This window comes from Streptomyces sp. WM6386 (genome assembly GCF_000972385.1).
In the GTDB taxonomy this organism is placed as follows: Bacteria; Actinomycetota; Actinomycetes; order Streptomycetales; family Streptomycetaceae; genus Streptomyces.
In genome coordinates, this window is sequence record NZ_JXTE01000690.1 from 1 (window position 1) to 344 (window position 344).

Annotated in this window: 1 protein-coding gene; it reads left to right on the forward strand. The window is 64.2% G+C overall.

All coding sequences use genetic code 11. The annotated features are described in order from the left end of the window. Positions 1-344: IS256 family transposase (locus tag TN53_RS43260; RefSeq protein WP_046264417.1), on the forward strand; the 344-nt coding region annotated here is incomplete at both ends.

The window sequence follows — 344 nt, forward strand, 5'->3', positions numbered from 1 at the left end:
ATCGTCAAGAAGCGGCAGCGACGCCTGACGGGAGTGGACGAGATGGTGCTGTCGCTCTCAGCGAAGGGCCTCACCCATGGGGAGATCGCCGCTCACCTGGCCGAGGTCTACGGGGCGGAGGTCTCCAAGCAGACCATCTCCACCATCACCGACAAGGTCATGGACGGCATGGCGGAATGGCAGAGCCGCCCTCTCGACCGTGTTTACCCCGTTTTGTTCGTCGATGCCATCAACGTCAAGATCAGGGACGGGAAGGTCGCGAACCGTCCCATCTACGTGGTGATGGCGGTGACCGTGGACGGCACCCGCGACATCCTCGGCATCTGGGCCGGCGACGGCGGCGA